General features: G+C 67.8%; 23 protein-coding genes, 1 pseudogene and 1 CRISPR repeat array (1 of these 25 cut by a window edge). Of the genes and pseudogenes, 1 reads left to right on the forward strand and 23 read right to left on the reverse strand.

All coding sequences use genetic code 11. The features are described 5' to 3' along the window. Positions 1-49 precede the first annotated feature (49 nt). The 20 genes and pseudogenes from AB0O07_RS30325 to AB0O07_RS30420 form a co-directional block, all read right to left on the reverse strand. Positions 50-328, reverse strand: a complete 279-nt coding sequence (locus AB0O07_RS30325; RefSeq protein WP_365639279.1) for a hypothetical protein — start codon at positions 326-328, stop codon at positions 50-52. Further along, positions 328-651: a DUF6238 family protein gene (locus AB0O07_RS30330; RefSeq protein ID WP_365639282.1), complete on the reverse strand. Its 324-nt coding sequence runs from the start codon at positions 649-651 to the stop codon at positions 328-330. The genes AB0O07_RS30325 and AB0O07_RS30330 overlap by 1 nt, the downstream gene beginning before the upstream one ends. A 62-nt stretch (positions 652-713) precedes the next feature. Next, complete coding sequence (locus tag AB0O07_RS30335) at positions 714-2,150, reverse strand: ATP/GTP-binding protein (protein ID WP_365639283.1); 1,437 nt, start codon at positions 2,148-2,150, stop codon at positions 714-716. Further along, positions 2,147-3,673 (reverse strand): SCO6880 family protein, encoded by a 1,527-nt coding sequence (locus AB0O07_RS30340; protein ID WP_365639285.1) that lies wholly within the window; start codon positions 3,671-3,673, stop codon positions 2,147-2,149. Before AB0O07_RS30340 ends, AB0O07_RS30335 begins: the two co-directional genes overlap by 4 nt. Before the next feature lie 3 nt (positions 3,674-3,676). After that, positions 3,677-5,416, reverse strand: a complete 1,740-nt coding sequence (locus tag AB0O07_RS30345) for a hypothetical protein (protein ID WP_365639288.1) — start codon at positions 5,414-5,416, stop codon at positions 3,677-3,679. Then, a complete protein-coding gene (locus tag AB0O07_RS30350; protein WP_365639290.1) occupies positions 5,397-6,620 on the reverse strand; it encodes a hypothetical protein in 1,224 nt (407 codons plus the stop codon). The genes AB0O07_RS30345 and AB0O07_RS30350 overlap by 20 nt, the downstream gene beginning before the upstream one ends. Before the next feature lie 99 nt (positions 6,621-6,719). After that, positions 6,720-7,058, reverse strand: a complete 339-nt coding sequence (locus AB0O07_RS30355) for a hypothetical protein (protein ID WP_365639292.1) — start codon at positions 7,056-7,058, stop codon at positions 6,720-6,722. A gap of 49 nt (positions 7,059-7,107) precedes the next feature. Next, positions 7,108-8,085: a bifunctional lytic transglycosylase/C40 family peptidase gene (locus tag AB0O07_RS30360; RefSeq protein WP_365639294.1), complete on the reverse strand. Its 978-nt coding sequence runs from the start codon at positions 8,083-8,085 to the stop codon at positions 7,108-7,110. A 10-nt stretch (positions 8,086-8,095) separates the two neighbouring features. Then, positions 8,096-8,218: a hypothetical protein gene (locus AB0O07_RS30365; protein WP_365639296.1), complete on the reverse strand. Its 123-nt coding sequence runs from the start codon at positions 8,216-8,218 to the stop codon at positions 8,096-8,098. 911 nt (positions 8,219-9,129) lie between these two features. Beyond that, the gene (locus AB0O07_RS30370) at positions 9,130-9,681 is read right to left on the reverse strand and encodes a hypothetical protein (RefSeq protein WP_365639299.1); all 552 of its coding nucleotides are present in this window, start codon (positions 9,679-9,681) and stop codon (positions 9,130-9,132) included. An 83-nt stretch (positions 9,682-9,764) separates the two neighbouring features. After that, positions 9,765-10,883: a DUF2637 domain-containing protein gene (locus AB0O07_RS30375; RefSeq protein WP_365639302.1), complete on the reverse strand. Its 1,119-nt coding sequence runs from the start codon at positions 10,881-10,883 to the stop codon at positions 9,765-9,767. After that, on the reverse strand, positions 10,883-11,302 hold the full coding sequence (locus AB0O07_RS30380) for a DUF6195 family protein (protein ID WP_365639304.1): 420 nt from the start codon (positions 11,300-11,302) through the stop codon (positions 10,883-10,885). Before AB0O07_RS30380 ends, AB0O07_RS30375 begins: the two co-directional genes overlap by 1 nt. Next, positions 11,299-11,649, reverse strand: a complete 351-nt coding sequence (locus tag AB0O07_RS30385) for a DUF4326 domain-containing protein (protein WP_365639306.1) — start codon at positions 11,647-11,649, stop codon at positions 11,299-11,301. The genes AB0O07_RS30380 and AB0O07_RS30385 overlap by 4 nt, the downstream gene beginning before the upstream one ends. After that, a complete protein-coding gene (locus AB0O07_RS30390) occupies positions 11,649-12,377 on the reverse strand; it encodes an ATP-binding protein (protein WP_365639308.1) in 729 nt (242 codons plus the stop codon). The genes AB0O07_RS30385 and AB0O07_RS30390 overlap by 1 nt, the downstream gene beginning before the upstream one ends. A gap of 2 nt (positions 12,378-12,379) precedes the next feature. Further along, the gene (locus tag AB0O07_RS30395; protein ID WP_365639311.1) at positions 12,380-13,237 is read right to left on the reverse strand and encodes a hypothetical protein; all 858 of its coding nucleotides are present in this window, start codon (positions 13,235-13,237) and stop codon (positions 12,380-12,382) included. Continuing rightward, positions 13,237-13,596, reverse strand: a complete 360-nt coding sequence (locus AB0O07_RS30400) for a hypothetical protein (RefSeq protein ID WP_365639314.1) — start codon at positions 13,594-13,596, stop codon at positions 13,237-13,239. The genes AB0O07_RS30395 and AB0O07_RS30400 overlap by 1 nt, the downstream gene beginning before the upstream one ends. Before the next feature lie 58 nt (positions 13,597-13,654). Continuing rightward, positions 13,655-13,846, reverse strand: a complete 192-nt coding sequence (locus AB0O07_RS30405) for a hypothetical protein (protein WP_365639659.1) — start codon at positions 13,844-13,846, stop codon at positions 13,655-13,657. Between the two features lie 75 nt (positions 13,847-13,921). Then, a pseudogene (locus AB0O07_RS30410) lies at positions 13,922-14,242 on the reverse strand (WhiB family transcriptional regulator); the annotation flags it as partial. A gap of 56 nt (positions 14,243-14,298) precedes the next feature. Further along, positions 14,299-14,673 (reverse strand): helix-turn-helix domain-containing protein, encoded by a 375-nt coding sequence (locus tag AB0O07_RS30415; protein WP_365639316.1) that lies wholly within the window; start codon positions 14,671-14,673, stop codon positions 14,299-14,301. Next, entirely contained in the window at positions 14,673-14,828 is a 156-nt protein-coding gene (locus AB0O07_RS30420) for a hypothetical protein (RefSeq protein WP_365639318.1), read from the reverse strand. Before AB0O07_RS30420 ends, AB0O07_RS30415 begins: the two co-directional genes overlap by 1 nt. Positions 14,829-15,326: 498 nt before the next feature. On the opposite strand from AB0O07_RS30420, the gene AB0O07_RS30425 reads away from it, so the two are divergent. Then, positions 15,327-16,178, forward strand: coding sequence for a helix-turn-helix transcriptional regulator (locus AB0O07_RS30425; protein WP_365639321.1), 852 nt, complete (start codon positions 15,327-15,329; stop codon positions 16,176-16,178). Between the two features lie 55 nt (positions 16,179-16,233). Here AB0O07_RS30425 and AB0O07_RS30430 read toward each other — a convergent pair whose 3' ends face one another. Genes AB0O07_RS30430 through AB0O07_RS30440 form a run of 3 tightly spaced genes read right to left on the reverse strand, consistent with a single transcriptional unit; the run spans position 16,234 to position 19,136 of the window. Continuing rightward, positions 16,234-17,421 (reverse strand): amidohydrolase family protein, encoded by a 1,188-nt coding sequence (locus AB0O07_RS30430; RefSeq protein WP_365639324.1) that lies wholly within the window; start codon positions 17,419-17,421, stop codon positions 16,234-16,236. A gap of 23 nt (positions 17,422-17,444) precedes the next feature. After that, positions 17,445-18,560 carry an MAB_1171c family putative transporter gene (locus AB0O07_RS30435; protein ID WP_365639327.1) on the reverse strand — a complete coding sequence of 372 codons (1,116 nt, stop codon included), beginning with the start codon at positions 18,558-18,560 and terminating at the stop codon, positions 17,445-17,447. A 3-nt stretch (positions 18,561-18,563) separates the two neighbouring features. After that, positions 18,564-19,136 (reverse strand): hypothetical protein, encoded by a 573-nt coding sequence (locus AB0O07_RS30440; RefSeq protein WP_365639330.1) that lies wholly within the window; start codon positions 19,134-19,136, stop codon positions 18,564-18,566. Between the two features lie 814 nt (positions 19,137-19,950). Further along, a CRISPR array of direct repeats spans positions 19,951-20,211; the repeat unit is 29 nt; it runs 1,359 nt beyond the window's last position.

Below are 20,211 nucleotides of genomic sequence, written 5' to 3' on the forward strand. Positions count from 1 at the left end.
CGGCGCGAGAAGGAGAAGGGGGAAGACGGGGCGAGCAGGGAAGAGCGGGTCAGGCGCCGGTGGCGCGGTCCTTCGCAAGGCTCACCGCCGAGGTACGGACGGGTCGGCCCTTGCCTCCGGTGAGGGAGGGGCGGATCTCGGTGGCCCTCAGGACCGCCTTGGCGGACATGTGGCGCTTGAGCTGGGACTTGGAGGCGAACCCGGCGTTACGGCGGGCCCGGTTCGTCAGGATCCAAATAGCGGCCAGGGCCACCGCGCAGGCGGCGGTGGCGGCGTACAGGGCCAGGGAGACCGGGGAGATTCCGCTCGGCACGAGGTCGAGGTCCATCAGGCATCCCGCCGTGCGACGCGGGCCGCCAGGTACCGCATGCGCCGGCCGCACAGCCGGGACAGGGACGCGTCGGGGCCGGCGTGGCGTGGCGGGGCGGTGTGGAAGGCGCTGTGCAGGTCTTCCGCCGCGCGCCAGAGGTGGGCGACGGCCGTACGGACGCGGCCTCCGGCGGCGGAGTGGTCGCCGTGGTCCAGCAGGACGGCCAGCGTCCTCGTGCGCCGGGCGAGGCCGAGGGCTTCGGCGTGCAGTTGGTCGATGGTCTCCCGCACCGTCCGGTCGTCGGCCGGGGGCGTGGTGCGGTGGTCGGAGGCTGGGGGCATGGGGGAGGGATGTTCCGGATCTGTGGGGAAGGGCGTGGTGGGTGAGGAGTGGAGGTCCGGGTTCATTCGGTGTCCGGGGAGGTGGTGGTCAGGTCGGTCATCGAGCCGGAGGAGAAGCACAGGTGCTGTTCGGCCTCGACCAGGAGGTGCTGCACACCGGGGTAGATGACTTCGCCGACCTTCCACAGCGCGATCCCCCGGCGCAGGCGCATGATGTGCTCCGCCGTCCAGGACGGCAGGCCCAGCCGGGCCACCGTCGCTTCCGCCTCGGCCTTCTTCTGGCTGTAGATCACGATGGTGTCGGCCATCTTCAGCGCCGCCTGCGTCTCCGGGCTGTCATCGATGTCCGACAGGTGGTGGACGATGAAGATGCAGCTCAGGCCGTACCCCCGGGCGAACTTGAGGAACTTCTCCAGCAGCGCGGCAAGTTGGGGAGTGCCCAGGATGTGCCACGCTTCCTCGCACACGAGGATGCGCTTGCGCTGGGTGTAGCGGCGGCAGCCGGAGTCCGGGTTCGGCCCCAGCTCCCAGGCGCCCGAGCCCGTGTCGACCACGACGCGGTCGTGCTGCCCCGGCTCGGTCCCGCACTCGCAGAGCGGGCGCAGCCAGACCTCTTCGAGGAAGACCGAGATCACCGCGACGAGGATCGTCATGGCGACGCCGCCGGAGGGGACCTTCGTCAGGTCGAAGACGACCATGTCGGCGCCGAGGTCCACACCGAGGCTGGTCGGCCCGTCGAGCATCCCGGCCAGGTCGCCGGTCGCGTCCTGCTCGCTGCCGCAGAGCCGGTCCAGGACGTACGACGCCTCCAGGCCGTCACCGAGGAGTTCGTCCCGTGTCCGCTGCTTGGCCGCGGCATCGGACTCGTTGGGGGAACGGAGCGCGGCGGCGACGTCCGCCAGGACCGGCGCACGGCCGAGGTCGCCCGCCCGCAGATGGGCCCGGCGGATCGCGATGCGCAGAGCGGAGCCCGCGAACTCGCCCAGCGGCTTGCCGAGACCGAGTTCGACGATCGTGCGCACCAGCTCCACTTGCCGCTTGCCCGCAATTGCCGGGTCCATCGGGTTGATGCACGAGGCGCCCGCGACGCCTCCCGGGGCGAACTTCACCGGGGCCTTGCCGGTCAGCGAGCGGCCGAGCGCGGCCCACTCGCCCTCCTCCCGCTCCTTCTGCTCCTTGGTGTCGAGCACGACCACCTGCCGCCCGAGCCGGATCTGCCGCGCCGTGTACGTCTTGGTGAGCGCCGACTTGCCCCGGCCGGTGTCGCCCATCACGATCATGTTCCCGCCGGGCAGCCCGTCACCGAACGCCGAGAACGGGCAGTAGATGAACGCCTTCCCCGAGTACAGCTCCCGGCCGATGATCGCGCCCGCGGTGCCGAGCGTCGGCGGCGCGATGGGCAGGTACAGGGCCTGGCTGGTGGTCGTCTCCGTGTGGAGGGGGCGCCGTACGGTCTCGTACATCGGCGCCAGCGGGGCGAGGTCGAGCAGGCTGGTCACTTGATGCCTCCGGCGAGGGGGAGGGTCGTGGCGAAGGCGCGAGCGTGTTCGAGGTCGAGCCATTCGATACGGAGGTGGGCGTTGCGGGCCCGGGAAGCGGTCGTACGCTTCCGGCGCTCCAACTCGTCTGCGTCGCGCGCGGAGACGGTGATGTAGCCGACGACGGCGGAGCCGGCCGCGCCGGAGGAGGCCAGGGCCATGCCCCGCGATCCGGTGGCGTCCGCCGCGATCCGGTCGCGCGGGTCGATGTTCTTGCCGCGCTGACGGTCGCGGTCCATCTCGGCCTGGTTGTTCGTGTCCTCCGCGAGCATCCGCTCCACGGCCTTGTCGTTCGGCTCCAACTGCTGAGTGATCGAGATGGTGCGGATGACGTCGGGCATCCCGATCAGCAGGGGCGACAGGAAGTCGGGGCCCACGGGGGTGGTGGGCCAGCCGACGACGGCGGCGGTGGCGTGGAACCAGCTCTCGGTGGAGCCGGCCGCGCGGGTGGCGACGTGGGCCCCGTCGCGGACATCGACGTTGCGGGGGAAGGCGTGGGCGCGCGACAGGCTGGTGTCCCAGATGGCGTGGTCGGGGTCGTAGCTGTTGCGGATGAACGCCGCCATCCCTCCCTCGTCCAGGGGCGCGATCACCGAGAGATCGGCGTCCTCCGCGCGGGACCACAACTCGTCCAGGTAAGCGGCCATGGCCGCGGCGATACCCGCGTCGCCCCGGCCCCGGGCCGCGCCCTCCGCGGCCAGGTCGCGGGTGAACTTCGCGTGGATGGTGATGTAGTAGCGGTGCTCCTCCGCCGAGGTGGACACGGCGTCGGCCAGCACGTCGTACGAGTCCTTCAGCCATTGCGGCGAGCCGGCCGTCGCCGCCGACTCGTCGCGCCGGGCGATGAACCGCTGGTGCGCGTACGGGTCGGACTTCATCTGCCGGGCGAGGACCTGGACCCGCTTCACCGGATGTTCCTCGATATTGCCGAAGGCGTCGAGGAGTTCGCCCCAGCGCTCCAGGGCGACGACCTGTTCCCCGACCTCCTTGCCGCCCAGGCCGGGGGAGGCGATCTCCAGCGTGGCCGTGACGCACCCGGCCTCCGGCTGGAGCACGACGACGGCCTTCCGGCCACGGACCGCGACCGGCACCCAGGTCATGCCCGCGATGCCCTCCGGTTCCGTCAGGGCGGCGTCTGGCGGGGTGCCGTCGCGGCGTACGCCCGCCTCGACGGCGGGGGACACCCAGACGCCGCCGGTACGGCGGAGGGCCCGGCGGTGGTAGCGGTTGATCCGCCACCACCGGTAGAGGGTGCGGCGCTGGGAGGTGCCCTTGGGCCGGTACGGGGCGTACACGATGACCAGGGCGAGCAGGATCGGCAGAACGAGGAACGCCGCCGCGAGGGCCGTAGCGCCGTTGAAGAGGTAGCCGAGCAGGATGCCCGTGAGTGCGCCTCCGCCGAGAACGACCTGTTCGCCGAGGTCGCGGCGGCCCACCAGCCCGGTGGGCCGGTGCTTTCCGAACTGATACGTACGAGTCGACATGGGTCAGGGGTCCTTGCGGGGAGTCGGGCGGCGGAGCGTGTGGTCACCCGCCGGCCGTGGCGGCGGCGGGGTCGGCGCGGGCGTGACGGAGGGGCCGGAGCCCGAGGCGGTTCCTGATGCGGAAGGGGGAGAGGGGGAGGCGGGGAGCGGCGGCGAGGGCGCGGCCGGGCCCCGGGCCGGTGGTGCGGGCGCCCGCGCCGCACCCGGGGCTCCGCCGGTTCCTGAGGGACGCCCGGAGGCTCCGTGGCTGCCGGCCGAGTGCCAGTCAGGGGGAGAGCCGACGACTGGGCCGGAGGCCGCTCCCTCCGGGCGAGCCGCTGCGGGCGCACCGGCCGTACGACCGGATGTGCCGGCCGTACCGGATGCTCCAGACGTACTGGACGGAGTGGCCGTACCGGATGGGCCGGACGTACGAGGGAAGTCGCCCCTGCCCTGTCGGCCTCCCGGCTGTTCGGGCCTGCCGCTGCCCGCCGCGTCGGCGCCCTGCATGCCGGGTGAGCTGGTGGCCTTGTTCTTCGCCATGTCGACTCCGGCCTTGGCCACGGCCAGCCCGGCGGCGACCGGCCCGGCGGCGGCGGTTCCGCCGCCCATCTTGGCGCCCGAGGCCCGGGCACCGGCGCCCTTGGCCCCGGCCGACTTCGCGCCGCCGCCGACCAGCGAGTCCTGCACGCGGGAGCCCATCGCCCGGTTGACGTGCTGGCCGGGACCGTCGATAGCGGCGGCCGGACCCGAGGACTGGGCGTTCTTCCGGTCGTGGTGGAGCTGGGCCATCTCGTCGCCGAAGGCGGGCACCCACTTGTAGAGCGTGGCGCTGGCGAAGACGGCGAGCAGGAGGATCAGCGCGCCGACGAGCGTCTTGGAGACGACATCGGACATGGTGCCCGAGGCGTCGCTGAGGATCGCTCCGCCGAGGCCGAGCAGGGCGAACAGCACCGGCTTGCTCAGGCCGATCGCGAAGAGGGCGCCGAACCACTTCTTGCTCTTGCCCCACAGATCTCGGTCGACAATCCCTCCGTTCACGATGGGGCCGAGCGCGACGGCCACATAGATCGCCGCGCTGCGGATCAGCAGCTCGATCCACATCAGCAGAGCGCCGCAGAGCATGATCAGGTTGACGACCATCAGTTGCCCCACGCCGTCCGTGGGGTTCGTCGCCATCGCGGTGAGGAGGGTTTCCAGGAACGGCTTGAGGTTGCTCGTCGCGTACGGCTCGAACACCGCCGTGACGTCGTCGATCGCCCTCATCAGCAGGGCGATCGCGCCCGGAGTCATCGCGTTCACCACGAACTGGAGGAGCAGGAAGCCGACCGCCTCGGAGACCGCAGTGGTCACGCCGACCCCACGGACCGCCCGTTTGGCCACGGCGATCAGCCACAGGGCCACGGTGAGCAGGCTGGAGGCCGCGAAAATGAGGGCGTACTGCTTCAAGAAGCCGGCCGAGGTCAGGTCGGTCTTCGACGTGCTCTGGATCACTTCCAGCATCTTGCGCAGGAACCAGATGTTCGCCTCGGTGAGCTTCTGCAACAGGGCGCCCAGCGGGTCTTTGACGAAGTCGATCGCCTCCTTCGCCTCGCACACCATGGGGATGTAGCAGAAGGGGTTGGCGACGGCGGCGGGGACGAAGAGGAACCCGACGACCAGATTGGCCAGGGCCGCCGTACGAACACGCCTCCCCCAGCGGCCAGGGGCGCCCCGCTCGACGGCCAGCAGGCCGGGGGCGTCGTCACGCGGTCGCAGGCGCATTGCTCGCACCCCCTACGTCCGCGAAGCGTTCGGCAGAGTCGGCCTCTTGCAGGGCGGGCGGCGAGGGGACGAGCGGCTGCGACGGCGTGACGGCCGTCGTCTTCCAGGTGCCGCCTTCCCTGACCAGGTCCACGGTCATCCGGAGGAAGGCGACCTGCGGACGCCGCGTCTCGTCCTTGCCCGCGACCCCGCCCACGGACGCGGTCCACAGCTCGACGCTCGCGGCCTGGTCGGAGTAGGAGATGGAGCGGGTGGCCAGAGCCGCCGTCCGCGTGATCAGCTCGCTGCCGTCGGCCGCCTTGCCGTCGGGACCGACTCCGCGGTTCTCCATGACGAGACGGGCCGTCGCGTCCGTGTCCGAAGTGACCGGCGCCAGCACGCTCGTTGCCGAGGTGGCCTTCAGCATCCGGTGCCGCCAGCCCTCGTCGGTGAAGAACCGGGGGTCGCCGTAGAGCATGACGGCGCTGACGGCGGCGGCACGGGCGCCGCGCTCATCGCGTCCGTACGGTGCCGGGAATCCGTCCTGATCGACGGCGCCGCTCAGGACGGGGTCTTCCGCAGCGGCCGGAACGTAGTCGGAGAAGTCCCCCGCGACGTTGGACGCCTGCCGTACGTCGACCGGAGCGACCAGCCCCGTCGTGCTCGCACTGGACTTCACCTTCCAGTCGCCGGACTCCCAGGTGAGCGTCACCGTCACCGACCGGAAGTCCGTCCTGGGCGTCGCGTGTCCGGCTGTACTGCCGCGCACCGTGACCGTCCACAGCCGGACCATCGCCCCGCGCGCGTCGAAGCCCAGGGCACGAGCGGAGAGGACACCGGTGCGTGCGACGGTCTTCGCGGCGGAGACCTTGGGGGCGTCGCCCCGGAGATCGCCGATCGCTTCACGGGCCGCGTGGTCGGCCTTCTTCCCCTCCGCTCCGGCGCTGCCCTTGGCCGCCATTGCCGAGACAGCACGGTGCCGAACGCCCGTGTCCGTAAGGAAGGCGGAACCCCCGCTGAACGTGACGTAGTTCGCCGCAGCCGCCTTGGCCCCGGCCTCCGTACGCGGATAACCGACCGGGACGCCGTCCACCTCAGGCAAGCCCCGCTCGTCCGCCTGTGACGCCGAGCGGGCGGACGCGGATACGGAGGGACCGTGGCCGGGGCCGGCCGGATCGCCCGTGGCCACGTCGGCGATCACCCCGGCCGCGCTGACCACCGCCACCCCACCGGCGGCAATGCCCCACAGCGTCGCCGCCGACCGGCGCGTTCCACTGCCTTTCCGGGCGGGACCGCTCCTCCGCCGAGATTGAGAAGCCATGGCTCACACACCCATGCCGTACGTGATGGCGAAGATGGTGCCGAAGGAGGCGACGAGGAAGACGCAGGCCAGGCCACCGACCATCATGCCCTTGCCGCGTGAGCTGTCCATGGTGCTGTGGCCTTCGCCGAACCATCCCCTCGACTTGCCGACGCCCGCCAGGAAGGCGCCGCCGCCGATGACGAGGACGACGGCGGCGATGACGCCGAGCAACACCTTCGCCGTGCCGCCGAGCTTCCCGAAGGGACCCCAGTCGGGCTTCACCCCGGACACGACATCGATCCCGGCGGCGAGGGGCGGGTGAAGGGAAGGATCGGCAGCGGCGGACAAGAGGTTGTGCATGTTGGGTCCCTTATTTCCGTAAGAAGCATTTATGGGGGTTTTGTGATACTCAGCCGACGTGCCGCATCGCGATGATCTGCGGTTTCCAGTAGCTGAGCGGCTTGATCCGCACCTGTGCCCCGGTGTGCGGGGCGTCGATGACCTGTCCGCCGCCGATGTACATGCCGACGTGCTCGGGTCCGGCGCTGCCGGGGACGCTGAACAGCAGGTCGCCCGGGACGAGTTGGGAAACGCTCGTGACGGCGGTTCCGGCGCGGGCCTGGTCGTAGGTGATCCTGGGGAGGTTCACCCCCGCTGCGGCCCAGGCCATCTTGGTCAGCGAGGAGCAGTCGCAGCCCCCCGCGCCCTCGTACGGCATGACGCAGTTGCCGCCCCACCGGTACCAGGAGCCCAGGGCGGTCTTCGCGGCGGTGATCGCCCGGGCGGCGCCCTTGCCGGCCGGGACGTCAGACCGGACGGCTTCTGCCCACTTCGCGGCCAGATCGCGGATGTCGCGCACGTACGTCCGTGTCTCGGCGTACGGCGGGACGCCGCCGTACTTCATCACCGCGCCGCCCCCGGCGTTGTACGCGGCCAGCATGTTGTCCGTCGAGTCGCCCGGCACCTTCTTGACCTCTTCGGCCAGGGTGCAGTCGTACGCCGCCTGTGCGGCGATCGCGTCGGCCGGGTTCCAGATGTCCTTGACCCCGTCCTTGTCGCCGTCCTTGCCGTGCTCGGCCCAGGTCGCCGGCATGAACTGGGCGATGCCGAGAGCTCCGACGGGAGACACCGCCTTGGGGTTGAACTTGCTTTCGTTGTAGAGCTGAGCGGCCAGGAGCGAGGCTGTGACCTGCGGACACTCCCCCGCGTGCTGGTTGATGAGCACGCGGACCCAGCCCGGAACGGGTGCGTCCGCCGTAATGCCGCCGCCAGGCCCGGCTTCCTGCGCCGAGGCGCTGTCGGCGCCGCCGTACGTGGTCAGCAGGGCTACGCCGGAGAGGAGCCCGGCCGTGATGAGCCCGAGGCCGACTTGCGCGCTTTTGTTCATCGGGGCCCCGTCAGGCCCAGGGCAAGGCGGTGACGCGCCAGCCCTTGAAGGTGTGCTCCAGGCGGAGGGCGAGCTGTTCGCCGCTGCTCTGCGCGGGCCCGGCCCCGGAAGTAGTCGTGAGGGTGTAACTCACTCGCACGAGAGCCGAGGAAGCCGTCACGGCGGGCGCGCCGTCGGGGACGACAGCCGACGTGACCGTGACCGTCTGGCGGGCCTTCTCGGCCCGCAGGGCTGCCCACGCGGCATCCTGCCCCGGACGCTTCTGGGCGAGGACGCCGGCGAGTTCCCCTGATGCCAGCCGGGCTGCCCGAACTCCGGCGTCCGCGTACGAGCGGTCGGCTCCGTCGCGCGCGTCGTGCTCTGCGTAGGCCGTGGTGAAGGCGCGAGCTACGCGCTCAACGTCGCTCGGCAGAGCGGTGGTTGGTGCGGATGCGGCGTACGTGGCGCTCGGCGGGGATGTCTCCGGGATGTCCAGCGAGACGGAGCGCGGCTGTGCCGTCGAGGGCTCGGGTGCGCCGCTGGCCGGGCCGGAGCACCCAGCCGACAGGAGGACCAGGGAGCCAGCTACTCCTATTGCTGCTGATATAGGTAGAAAACGGCATGATTGAGGCATGCGGGAGCCACGACCTTGGTGCAGGGGATTCCGGAAGTGCGGGCGACGCGGCCCCAGCGGGAGCTGGACGCCGCGCCGCCCCTTCGCAGGAGAAGGGGGGATTCTTCCTGCGGGCTTTTATCGGCGATTGCCGAAGAATTCGAGGAGTTCTCGATCGCGTCTCGCGTCGAAGCTGATTCCGTGCCCGGCTTCAACTCGCTCGATTGCATGCGATGGTTGAGCCGTCAGGGACGTTACTCATCTCAAGGCCATCAACCCCTTGCGCGGTTCGAAAGAGATCACGAAGTGATTCTCGGGGCCGGTAAATGCCTTGTGGCGTTGACCGTGCCTGAATCTTTGCAGGGGTTCGCGGACAACTCGAACCAGCAAAAAAGCCGGAACTCAATTCCAGGAATTAAGTTCCGGCTTTTATTGCGGAGGGGGTTTCTGCTCTATGCGGAGTCACTGCCGCGCAAGTGCCCGATCGCTGTGCCCAGCCACGGTGCGGCGGGGCCGGAGAGGAACAGGGGCGCGCACACGCTGTACGACAGCAGGACCGCGGACTGTTCGTGAGTGATGCCGGTCAGGAGAGTGTGGTCGAACGGCATCCAGTCGCGCGATCCCACCGGCAGGAGTCGGACTCCGATCGAGGTGAGCACCACTCGGGTCATGGTGTGGTCGCGCCACTGAGGAAGGGCGGCGTCCTCCGCTTCTCGCCGCCGACGCGCGTCCAGGCGGCTGTTGGCCACCCAGCGCCGGCCGAAAGTCGGGTGGTCCTCGAAGTACCCACTGGTCGAGGACGGATAGACAACGTCTGTTCCGTAGAAACGGGCGGCGGCGCACGTCACGTCCGCGAAGGCGAGTTCACCGTCCACCAGGGCCAGGCCGTCTACGTGTACCGGCAGGAGATCGCCTCCACCCTGAAGGTGAGCCGCGAGGGCGGCTGCTGCCTGTACGGCATCGGGGACGGCGTCCTCCGTCCGGTTGCGTCGGCGGGACCGCATGGCCATTCCTTCCTGATCGAACTGGCCGCCCGGTGCCTGTACGGCGTGAGCCGCACAGGCACCGGGCCACTCATGAGATGACATCACCAGAGGGCGCTGGACGCATCGGCGGGTGTCTGCGCCGGCTTGCTGTCCTCGTCCTTCAGACGGGCGAGCAGGGGGCCGAGTCGGTCGTTACCGATCGCCTGGTGTTTGCGAATGGCGCTCGCGACGACCTCGCGGTTGACCCGTCCGGCCCGCTCGGTAGCAGCCCGCGCGATCGGCAGCAGCTCTTCCAACCAGTCGTCGTCGGCCTCCCGGTCCTGCGCGTGCTCGGAGTCGTCCGGGACGGACGGCCCTTCGCCGTCCGCAGGAGCGCGGACCGTCCCGCGTAGGGAGGGGGTGGTGCCTGTCGGGGGTTCTGTAGCCGCCGCGCCGCCCGCAGGCTGGGCGTCCAGTCCGTCCGCCGTCTCTCCGACCGCGCCTTCGCTGTCCGCCTCTGCGGACGAGTAGGCCGACGCCTCGTCCGTAGGCCGCCCTTCCTCGGACACGGCCTCGGACTTCCGCAGGTCAACGACAGGAGAAGCGGACCCCTGTGGTGCGGACGGACTACCTGTCACCGGTCGTGGCGCCGCCGAAGCCGGCGCCTCCGGCGGACGGGGGTCGTGCTGTACTGCGACACGTTCGAGCGTCGGGACCTTCTCCCGGACCGGTCCGGGACCAGCGCCCGCGCCGTCCGGGACCGCCCGCTCGGCTGTCCGGGCCATCAGGATGTAGAGGTGGACCGATCCCGCCAGCGCGAGCGGCGCGAGCATCGACAGCAGCCCGACGACGCCGTCCGTGAGGTGCAGCGCGGACCGTCCGGCCTCCGGAGCATCGTTGAGCGTGATCGCGTGCAGCGCGTTCGCGCCGAGGCTCGCCCCGGTCGCGGCGAGGAACAAGAACCAGGCGTAGGCCCGGGCCGCGAAGCGCTGGTGGCGAAGGAGCACGATCGCCCGGACGCCGTACGCGATGAACCCGTCGATGAACACGGGGAACAGGTAGGACAAGGTTTCTCTGGCGTGGATGGCGAGCGCGATCTGACGTAGCGCGTCGTAGGAGAAGGCGAAGCCGGCCGCGCCGAGCAGGATGATCGCGGAACGGTCCCAGGCCGTCATGCCGCGCAGGCCGTAGACCTCCCGCCAATCCGTCTCCGCCGCCGTGTCTATGTGCGCGTCGGCCATCAGAGGTTGCCCCTGCCGCGCGGGTTGATGTCCTGCCAAGCCGGAGTCTGCGAGAGGAGCTGTCCGAGCTGTTCCAATGACGTCACCTCGTGGACATGCTGACTCGGGCAGCTCACGCACGACACCCGGAGCAGGATGTGTTCCGTACCGCCCTGGTCGGTGTAGTAGAGCTCCAGGTGCTGACCCCCGGTCGTGTCGAGGGATGCGAAGGCTTGCAGGTGTTCCTCGAAGCTGAGGAGCCCCAGCACCTCCCAGTCGAGCGTGACGGCGGCGTCCCCCAGAAGGGCGCGTGCGTACTTCGACGCCGCGGTGATCGACCTTGGCCCCCAGGTGTGGAACGCGGCCTCCCGGGCGGTCTTGCGCCGCTCTTCTGCGGTGGTGAGGTGCTTGGCCGCGGCGAACATGATCGGGTGACTCATCGGGGGCCTTCCAGAAGATCGGTGGTGCGGTGTGCGGTGTCGGCGCCGGGCTTGTTGGCGAGGTGGAGGAGGACGTCCGCGTGACACGGACCATCAAGAGGGCATGCGCACATCAGGTCGAGTCCCCGCAGCGCTCGGGCGAAGCGCGCGGCGTAGTGACGGCCCACCGGCCCCCGGAGCGTGGCTGCGAAGAGATCCACCGACTCCTCAGCGCTCAGGGGAGGACCGAGCGGGGACGGGGCCCCGGCCGTGAACGGGTTCGCGTAGCGGCTGCGGGGGCCGACGTACACACAGGCTGTGGACAGTGCTGCGGCATCGCGGGACGCTCCGCGAAGGCGGACGGGCATCAGGCCGCCCTCCCGCCTCGGCGCCGGTCGGCGCCGATCATCGGCACGAGGGTCGTGACCATCTCCGCCAGGCGACTCGCCACGCGGGCCCCGACGAAGTCGGTCAGGTCCCGTCCGTTCTCATCCCGCGCAGGAAGGTTGGACGTGATGATCGTCGGCAAACAGTGGTTGTACCTGTAGTTGATCAGCCTGTACGTCACTTCTTCGGTCCATTCCGAAGCTTTTGCCGTACCGAGGTCATCGAGGAACAGGTACTGGACCCGGCTGAGCCGTTGCAGCTCATGTTCTGCCGCGCCCATGACCTGTGAAGGGCGCAGGTTGCCGTACATGTCGGCCGAGTTCACGGTGATCAGTTCATACCGGTCCGGTGCGCCGGCCGCGATCCTCCGCAGAGCCCCGTACCCCTGGTGCGTCTTGCCCGTCCCCGTGAGGCCGGTGAGGAGCAGAGCACCAGCGGCACCGTTGTCCGCAAGCGCCCGGTCGGCCCACTCGATGACCTCCGGCAGCGTGGCCTCAGCATCGCGGAACCGGGGAGGGGTTGCCCTCCGCCAGCGGGTCAGGGCGTAGTCGGCCCGAGCCCGGGAGTGCCACTCGCGGTCTCCCGGGTTCTCTTCTGTCGCCTCGCCTGCGGGATCGGCGACCGGCACGACCTGAAGTCCTCTCGCGGCAAGTATTCGTTCGATGGCACGTATTGACCTGGCGCTGCCCGCGCGTTCCGGCTCTGCCATGATCAAAATCCGTTCTGGTAAGCGCTGGGGGAAGCGGTGTTCTGAAAGGGAATCCAGCCCCCCGACTGTCGGCGCAACGGCACGACATTCCCTTGGGAGGTCGCTGCGGAAGCGTGCGAGGGGAGATCCGCCCAAATGCGCAGCAGGTAGCGGGCGGACTGTGGCGGTCGGTCGGCATTCCATCTCCGCGACACCATCTCGACCAGCCGTTCATTTCCCCAAAGTGCCGCGAGAGCTGTTACCCGATCCCATTCGGATTCGGTCAGTCGCCAGCCGACCAGCATTCCAGCGCTTGTTATGGCTGTTACCAGGTCTTTGGCTCCGTCCGGAACCTTCACCGGATCTTGCGCGGGGACGTTCTCTCGGTGCGCCCCTGGCAAGCTAGCTTGCTCTTTGGTGGTAATACTCCCATAGGGAGTATTACCACCACGCATGCGGGAGGAAGAAACTTCCGGATTTGCGTGCTGAAACTTCCCGCTTTCACCTCCTGGGGCAGATTTCTGGGAAGGAATTTCCTGGATCTTCCCTCCGACTTCTGACTTCTCGGGGTGGAGAGTAGGAAGTTCTTTCTCTGGACTGGCGCGGTCCGTAACGGCGTCATCACGTAGGAGTATCGAGTAGGTATTCGGGTTGGAGGCTCCTCCTCCCCGCTTGTGGCTGAGTTCTCCGAGTCTTGTCAACTCTCCAAGACACTTCGTTATCGAGCGAGGTGTGAGGCGGGTAAGCGTAGATATTTCATCCAAGGTCAGAGTGACCTTGCCGTCGTCGCCTGCCTCGCGAGCCAACGCCAGCATGACTAGGCGCGAACCCCTGCACGACTTTGATTGTGACCAGATCAGTTCGGTCGCTATGTCGCTCATCAGTGCTCGCCACCAAATTCCGCTACCCGACGGCTGAGGGAAAGACCGAAAGAGCGGTCGTCTTCCGGGATGTAGCCGTTTTGATGAGGCTCCGGAGTGAGGTAAAGCGTTTCGGTAGGGAGATAGAAATCGTGAGCAAGGCGCCAGTCGGCGGAATTACCGAAACTGCGCCTGACTATGCGAGCTACTTCCTCTTCGGCCGTGCGGTCGATGAGCATGCGGTAGAAATCCGATTCGAAGAGGTGGGTAACAGGGCGTCGCACGGGATAGATGCGTACGAGTGCGACTGTAGGTGTGATTTCTTGGATCGCGGCAGTGATATTTTCGCGCCGGAATCCGGAGGGATTGTTCTGATGCATGGGGAGAACTCCGTGAACGCAGTCGCCTTGTTGAAGAATCGCTTCTTCGAGGGCGATGTCAGGCCGCGTCGGGGGCGATGTCGAGCACGGGCGTACCCTGCTCGGCCTGCGACTTTCGGTAGCGACGGGCGAGTTTCAGCAGATACTCGTGCGTTATGCCGAGCCCACGAGCGACGACGGTGGCGTCCAACGAGGGATCAGTGGCGAAGCGCGCGATAACGGCGTCCCGGTCGGTCTTGTTCAGCGCCATGGTGCACCCCTGAAGCGCGTTATCTACGGCTTTCTCATCGGCACGCTTCTGCCATGCCCACCGCAGCGCTGAACGCTCCGATGCCAGCAGGCCGGCTCGGATTCCGAACTCGTCGTCACTCTTGAGAGATTCCACCAGGCATCGGGCAGCGACAGCCAACGGGCATGACGTACAGAGATTGCGTGCCCGATTGAGGGAAGTCCCCAACTTGGCCTTCACCGAGTCGGGATCTTTGCGTGGGCCGTCAACGAGAGGTACGAAGATGTTGATGTCTTGATTTGTGCATCGGGCAGATTCCGCCCAATGCTTACCTGGGGCTTTCTTTGACTCCTCCAACAGAGGCAGCCAATTTCCCTGGCGTGCAGCCTCGATGAGGCTGGATATGTCAGTTCTCATTTGTGTCTCGCGATGTTGGCGGCGCCGCTGATTTTGTAATCGGGCGCGAGAGGAGATCAGGAACGCTTGCGAGAGCGCTGGGAAGGCTGAAGCGGAATCAGGGCCGAATTATCGTCCCTCTGTGCCTTTGCGCCAGGGCTGACAAAGTGCATGTCGGAAATCGATCGGAGGTCTTCCTCCGTGAACTGAACGAATTTCCCGAGCTTCCGGTGCGGGAGGCTTGATATGCGCTCACGCAGCCACTTCTCGGGAATATTCAGCCGTTCGGCAGCCTCGCTGTATCCGATGTGCAGACGCTTATCGGGGGAGCCCGTTGCCCGATTGCCCAACAATGCATCCAGCCCGCCGGCCTGAGCCAAGAAGTCGACCACGGTCGCGAGCCCCTGCAAGTCCAGGGCCGGTCCCGTGCTCGCCGGTGCCACGGCCGTCATCACGCTTCCAGCCCGCTCAGCTCAGCCGTGCGCAGGTCGAAGGCATGCCCGCCGGTGGCCGCCCATCCAGCCTGGGGGAACGAGCGGATGATCCACCGGGCGATGGTGAGCGCCTTCGCCCGGGGGACACGAAGGGCGTGTCCTCGGTGGTTCACGGCGGTAAGCCCAAGGTGGGGCCATAGGGTCTGAGGGCCCCGAAGGCGCACCTGTACGACGGCGGCCTCGGGCAGCATGGAGGCCAGTTGCGCCGCCAACCGTTCCGCCGGGTCCGAAGGGATCTCCACCTTCGGGTTGCAGTCCGCAGTAGGGGACATGCGACACTCCTCTATGTGGTAGGCCGCTCCGTTGTGCCGTGCGAAAGGACATGGAGTGGCCGGCGAGTGATCGGCAACCCCTGTCAGGGGGCCGCAGATCATGAGCTGTTTGGCGTCCGGGAGGTGCGAACTCTCGGGCGCCGATGGCGTTTTGAGGGGGGAGTGTCACGATGCGCGATGCTCCCTCCCCACCAGACCGGCCCATGATGGGACGGCGGGTGTGCGAAGACGGAGAGGGGTGCGAACCCCCTTCGTTTTTCGCTAAGATGAAGCTATCTCGGTTCATGTAAAAAGTCAATAGTCCGAGGTTTCCTCGGTTCGTCCAAAAAACGAGGTTCGATGCCAGCTCGCCGATTCGACAGAGAACGTGTGCGTGCGGTGCGTCGAGCTGCGAATGTCTCGCAGGCCGACGTGGCGTCCGCTCTCGGCGCTGCGGATTCGACCGTGGCTGGGTGGGAGACCGGAGCGACGGCCCCCGATCAGGAGAAGCTGCCTGCTCTCGCCAAGGTGCTCAACCGAGACCTGGACGAGCTGTTCCCGCGAGACGGCCTGCCCGACCTGAGCGACCTGCGGTGCGACGCCGGCCTCTACCGGTACGAAACGAGGGCGGTCATCGGAACCAAGAGCGACGGACCGGTGGCGGGCGCCGAACAGGGGGTCCGTCCCCTGAAGGACAAGTACGTCCCGGCCTTGGCTTCGGCGTACGGCGTGACGGAGGACGAGCTGAAGCGCGCGCAGGCGCGGTCTTTCGGAGAGACCCAGCCCGAGAAGGCGCCCGAGACGCTGGCCGAGAAGATCACTCTCCTCTTGGAACGCTCGTATCCGGGGCGCCCTTCACCTGGAGACCAAGAGATCGCGGACTCGGTCAACGCCTATGCGGGCTCGGCGGTCACCTCGGCCGCAGACATCGAGGCCCTGCGGACAGGGGAGAAGGAAGCCCCGGTGCCCGTCGTCCTCGAAGGTCTAGCCAAGTTTTTCGACGTCTCGAAGCTCTACTTCGAGCCCAACGAGTCCGTCGCCCAGCAGGTCTACGAAGGGCTCCGCCTCATGCAGGCGGCCAAGCAGGGGAAGGTGGGCCGGGTCCGGGCCCGCGGGATGGGCGCTGAAGGGCTGCCGGCCGATGTCCTCTCGATCCTGAACGACCTCGCTGGCGAGCTGGACCAGAAGGCTGGTCCAGGCGCCAACAGCTAGTGCTCTGTTCCCCGAACCCAGAAGGGCCGGGGAACAGAGCACTGGCGTGCGTTTTCTACTGGCCCGGGCCGCTCGGCTCGTAGCGCAGGCCCGAGGCGAACACTGTCCGGACTCCGTTCAGCGCGGAGAGGTCCGCGAGCGGGTCACCGTCGACCAGGAGGAGATCCGCGCGGTAGCCGGGAGCGACCTTGCCCGTGACGTCCCCCAGGCCCAGGGCGTCAGCCGCCTGCGACGTCGCCATGTCGATGATCGAGGCGTTCGGCAGGCCCAGGTGCGAGTAGAACGACAGCGCCGGGATCAGGCCGTCGAAGCCCGCGCGTTGCACGCCCGCGTCCGTTCCGGCGATCAAGCGGACACCTGCGTCGGCCATCTGACGCACCAGGTCGAACATCGCGCGAGCGCGCTCCTCACCGAAGAACCGGGGGAGCATCTGCCAGTGCGGGCTGACGGCCGGGCAGACGGTGATGTCCTTCGCGATGATCTGCTGGACCACGCCGGGCCGGAAGTCCAGGCCGTCGCTCGACATCCAGGTGCAGTGCTCGATGGTGTCGACGCCCGCCTCGACGGCCGCGGCGATGCCGTCGGCACCGTGCGCGTGGGCTGCGACGGGTACGCCGGCCGCGTGTGCTTCCTCCACCAGGGCGGTAAGTTCCTCGGCCGTGAACTGTGACTGGTGGCTCTTGGGGCCGTCCTTCGTCAGGCCGCCACCGGTCACCATCGCCTTGATGACGCCGGCTCCAGCCGCGAGGTTGCGTCGTACGAGATCACGGGTCTCGGCTTCCCCCGAGACCTCGCCGCCCAAGAAGTGGCAGTGGCCGCCGATCGTGGTGACCGGGGTACCCGCAGATACGATCCGTGGTCCGGCCGTACGGCGATCGCTGATCTCGGAGGCCAGGCGAAGCGCGAGTCCGTTGCGGTCTCCGAGGTCCCGGACCGTGGTGACGCCGCTATGCAGAAGCTGTTCGCCGCGACGACGCATGTTCTCGAACAGGGCATCGTCCGTCGAGTCCTGGAGGGTGGATACGGGGTCGGGCCCGCCGTCGAAGGCCAGGTGCACGTGGGCGTCGATGAGGCCCGGCAGGACGGTTCCCCCGAACTCGAAGCGAGGAACATCGTCCCCAATCCGCTCTTCGATCTCCTCGCGCGGCCCGACAGCGGCGATCGACTCGCCCTGGATGAGAACGGCGCCGCCTTCCAGATAGGTCCCCGAGTCGACGAGCACTCTTTCACCGGTAATCAGCATCGTGACTCCTTGATCATGCGCGGTCATGCGGCTGTGCGCAGTGCGTCGGATACCGCAATCAGTTGTTTCACATCCGACTCCCGGTCGCTGCCCAGCGCCATCGCGAGGGGGAGGGCCCGGCGGGGCGCGGGCACGCCCTTCTCGATCCGGGCGGAGGCCCGGCGGAGCCGGGCGGCGAGCTCTGCGGAATCGATGTTGAGGACGGCGCTGTTGTCCCCCTCGTCCAGCAGGTAAGGGCTGATGTCCACGAGGCCGTCGCGGCACTCCACGATGCGGCGGTGGTAGCGCCGGTGCACGCCACGCGCTCGCCACCGGTCCAGTGTGGCCGAGGACGCCGGCCTCAACACGTTGTCCGGGTACGTCTCCGCCAGCAGCTCCCACAACGGGGCAAGACGGCGGTGATCGCGCCGGTGCTGGAGCCAGAGGCGTATGGACGAGATCCGGGCTCGGGCTCCGGAGTACGTGATGCCCGCCGCGAACAGCATGATGGACGCCACCAGGAGGAAGGCGACGGCGGCCATCAGCGGTTCGGAAACCTGCACGCCCGCAGAGCGAACGGTGACGATGACGGCGCGGATCGCGCAGGCCACCGCCATCGCCCCCAGACCCACGGCGGTCATCCAGAGCCCCGTGGAATGCGGGCGCCGGGACATGCGGGCATACCGGCGAGTCCACCGGCACGCCATGCCGAGCGCGTACATCAGGTACAGGCCGGCGCCACCGTAGAAGAACGCGATCGGCGGAGTCGTCATGTCGGCCGTGCTGAAGGAGCCGGCGAAGACTTCGTGTGGAACCGACTCGGCAGCCACGGTGATCGCTACGGTGACGATCCCGACGAGGACGGCTTCCTTACGGGCCCGGCGTCGGCCCGCCTCCTCGTCGGCGGCGGAGTAGAGGTAGAAGCACATCAGGAAGTACACGGCCAGGAGCAGCAGTACGTTCTGGATCAGCTTCGCCGTTCCGTGTCCGGCGACGGTGTCGACGCCAGACGCCCCGCCGGGCATCGCTACGGGGTACGAGATCGCGGCACAGAGCAGACAGAGGGTGACCGAGCGAAGAGGTGCGTCGTGCGGGCTTCGCTTCCACTGGTAGAGCTTCCAGATCAGAGCAGCCAGGAGCCCTAGAAGCAGGAGTTCCACGTTTTACAGCCATCCTCGCCGGTCGCCGAGAGCTGCTTCTACCCGTCGCAGAGCCGGGTCATCAGCCGGAGGAGTAGAGCTTGCGAGCAGAGCCGACCACTCCAGGATGATCGTGGCCACGAGTTCGACGGAGCACTCCTCGCCGTCGTCGTACGAGCAGCGCTGGGCGACACGCTTGATCGATTCGACGCCGAACACCGGCAGCAGGGCGGCCCAACCCTCCACTTCGACGCTCGCCGCCTCTTCATCAGGGTCGATGACCGCCGTGTCCGCCTCCACGCCGGATGAGCCCTCGGCGGCCTCGTTCTCCGCTACGAGGATGTGCCCGACCTCGTGCAGGATGATGTGCTCCTGATGCAGGCGGGTTGTCTCCTGCTGGTAAAGGATCACGTCGTAGGTGTCGTATTCCGCCCACATGCCCGAGGGCCCCGGCTTAGGCAGCGGAGCTTCGCGCAGGAACAGAGGGCGCCCGCGTCGACGGCTCAGGGACTGGCAGAGTTCGGCAACGTCGAGAGGGGGAGTGACCCCGAGATCTTGCAGCTCACGCCGGATCAGACGGTGCAGATCCCGCTCCACGGTCCGGTTCGTGGCTGTGCGCCAGCGCCCGAGCCGCCGCCGACGACCCCCGCCCTGTGCGGGAACCACCGGTTCCGCCGCGCCTCGACCACGCTTCTCCAACCTCACTGGGTAACCCTTTCAACCGGCTGGTGATGGCTCCCCCGCGAGCCGGGGCGCCGCCGCGCCCATGTTGATGACGTCCGGTTCCCACGACACTCCGAAACAATCGCGACCGGACATGTCTGCACACCTCGTAAAAGGCCCTTGAGGTGTTTGGTGGAGATCGCTAGATCGCCCTGACCGGCGTGGGCATCACGTAAGTGAACGTGCAATGAAGTGTCGCTGAGTTGCCTCGGTGGAGCCTTTGGGAACCGCTTTGGACAGTACGTGACGGCTCTGGGAATGCTCGACTTGATGAGCGTGATCAATCTTCGTGGCTCGCAAGTGGTTACGCCTTGTGAGGGTGGGTTAGATCATTTGCTGATGAGTCGAGTTGGACTTCTGGACTGGCCTTTTGTGCTCTGATGTGGACGCTTCAAGCTCGTTGCATGCACATCGAGTCCGTTATGGATTCGAGATGTTTAAGTTTGAATGATGGTGCACCGTAAGGGGTTATGTCAGGAGAATCCCTTGTTTGGTGTAGGTGTGTTGCGGCAACTTCGGAGTGGTTCGAGGGTGACTTGCGTCTTTGTGTTTTCGGTCACGCTTGGGGGATCTGGCTGGCCTGGTGGCTACCCGACTCCGGTTGTGTGATGTTGTCGCCAAAATCGCTCAACTTACCGTTGGTAAATCAACGTGCAAAGGTTCTAGCGCTCTTGCGTGCAATGGTGCGGAGGTAGGCAACGCTCGCACGGAGAGAACAGTCGATCCGGTCCTGTGATCGTCCATGGGGGACGGGTGACCTCTGCTCGCACGGAGAGGACTCCCTCGGGACAAGGCGCCCCCGCCGGCTGCTAACGGGCGACCTCCGCTCGCACGGAGAGGACCTCATCTTCCTTCCGGTTGAACGTGATCTCGACGGGCGACCTCCGCTCGCACGGAGAGGACGTGACGCCGAACCAGCCCCGGGCGGCCATGGACGGGCGACCTCCGC

It is taken from the genome of Streptomyces sp. NPDC093085 (assembly GCF_040683935.1).
Classification (GTDB): domain Bacteria; phylum Actinomycetota; class Actinomycetes; order Streptomycetales; family Streptomycetaceae; genus Streptomyces.

Bases quoted from the DNA above. Each gene is read 5' to 3' on its own strand.
- AB0O07_RS30355 (WP_365639292.1), bottom strand. From the start codon at position 7,058: ATGCACAACCTCTTGTCCGCCGCTGCCGATCCTTCCCTTCACCCGCCC.
- AB0O07_RS30395 (WP_365639311.1), bottom strand. From the start codon at position 13,237: ATGAGCGACATAGCGACCGAACTGATCTGGTCACAATCAAAGTCGTGC.
- AB0O07_RS30325 (WP_365639279.1), bottom strand. From the start codon at position 328: ATGGACCTCGACCTCGTGCCGAGCGGAATCTCCCCGGTCTCCCTGGCC.
- AB0O07_RS30405 (WP_365639659.1), bottom strand. From the start codon at position 13,846: ATGGCGCTGAACAAGACCGACCGGGACGCCGTTATCGCGCGCTTCGCC.
- AB0O07_RS30400 (WP_365639314.1), bottom strand. From the start codon at position 13,596: ATGCATCAGAACAATCCCTCCGGATTCCGGCGCGAAAATATCACTGCC.
- AB0O07_RS30425 (WP_365639321.1), top strand. From the start codon at position 15,327: ATGCCAGCTCGCCGATTCGACAGAGAACGTGTGCGTGCGGTGCGTCGA.
- AB0O07_RS30390 (WP_365639308.1), bottom strand. From the start codon at position 12,377: ATGGCAGAGCCGGAACGCGCGGGCAGCGCCAGGTCAATACGTGCCATC.
- AB0O07_RS30380 (WP_365639304.1), bottom strand. From the start codon at position 11,302: ATGAGTCACCCGATCATGTTCGCCGCGGCCAAGCACCTCACCACCGCA.
- AB0O07_RS30415 (WP_365639316.1), bottom strand. From the start codon at position 14,673: ATGACGGCCGTGGCACCGGCGAGCACGGGACCGGCCCTGGACTTGCAG.
- AB0O07_RS30370 (WP_365639299.1), bottom strand. From the start codon at position 9,681: ATGCGGTCCCGCCGACGCAACCGGACGGAGGACGCCGTCCCCGATGCC.
- AB0O07_RS30330 (WP_365639282.1), bottom strand. From the start codon at position 651: ATGCCCCCAGCCTCCGACCACCGCACCACGCCCCCGGCCGACGACCGG.
- AB0O07_RS30375 (WP_365639302.1), bottom strand. From the start codon at position 10,883: ATGGCCGACGCGCACATAGACACGGCGGCGGAGACGGATTGGCGGGAG.
- AB0O07_RS30345 (WP_365639288.1), bottom strand. From the start codon at position 5,416: ATGCGCCTGCGACCGCGTGACGACGCCCCCGGCCTGCTGGCCGTCGAG.
- AB0O07_RS30340 (WP_365639285.1), bottom strand. From the start codon at position 3,673: ATGTCGACTCGTACGTATCAGTTCGGAAAGCACCGGCCCACCGGGCTG.
- AB0O07_RS30385 (WP_365639306.1), bottom strand. From the start codon at position 11,649: ATGCCCGTCCGCCTTCGCGGAGCGTCCCGCGATGCCGCAGCACTGTCC.
- AB0O07_RS30430 (WP_365639324.1), bottom strand. From the start codon at position 17,421: ATGCTGATTACCGGTGAAAGAGTGCTCGTCGACTCGGGGACCTATCTG.
- AB0O07_RS30360 (WP_365639294.1), bottom strand. From the start codon at position 8,085: ATGAACAAAAGCGCGCAAGTCGGCCTCGGGCTCATCACGGCCGGGCTC.